Raw genomic sequence first — 595 nt, forward strand, 5'->3', positions numbered from 1 at the left:
GCAGCAGGATCTGTACGGCCGCAGTCGACTCCACGACGCGCAATTCGTCACTTTCCGCACCCGCAAGGCGTACCGGACGCCGCGCCGCATCGCCCACTTCATTCGCCGGGTGCTTGGGGCCGAGATCGACTGGTGCAACCCGCTCGATGGGCAGAGCCCACGGGTGAGGCGTTTCGGTACGCCGGAGGAGCAGCGGGAGGCGGTACTCGCGAGCGTGGAGCACCTCTGCGAGCGGGGGTTTCGGCCCGACCAGATGGTCCTGCTTAGTCTCCATCGTCACGGCGAGGATCCGTTGCAGGGCGCCCAGCGCCTGGGTAGCCATCGCATCAAACGGTTCACAGGCGAATACACTGAGGATGGCCAACCGGTCTATACCGACGGGGACCTGCTCATCGACACGGTCTACCGCTTCAAGGGAGAGCAGCGCCCGGCGGTCATCTTGGTGGATGTGGATCTCGACGGTGCCCGACCAGAGCGCGAGTGGCAGCTGCTCTACTGTGCGCTTACCCGCGCCTCGGTCGCGGTGGAAGTTCTGGTGGCCGCGGACTCGGTCTGGCGCAAGGCGCTGGAGCGGGCTGCACCATAGCCAGCTAAA

The 595-nt window shown here is 65.9% G+C and carries 1 protein-coding gene; it reads left to right on the top strand.

Annotation, left to right across the window (positions count from 1 at the left end; translation table 11 throughout):
* On the top strand, positions 1–586 hold a 586-nt coding region (locus LRF89_RS13315; protein ID WP_238637384.1), incomplete at its 5' end, for an ATP-binding domain-containing protein.
* Between the last annotated feature and the right edge of the window lie 9 nt (positions 587–595).

The organism is Halorhodospira sp. 9621 (assembly GCF_022228055.1).
In the GTDB taxonomy this organism is placed as follows: Bacteria; Pseudomonadota; Gammaproteobacteria; order Nitrococcales; family Halorhodospiraceae; genus Halorhodospira; species Halorhodospira halophila_A.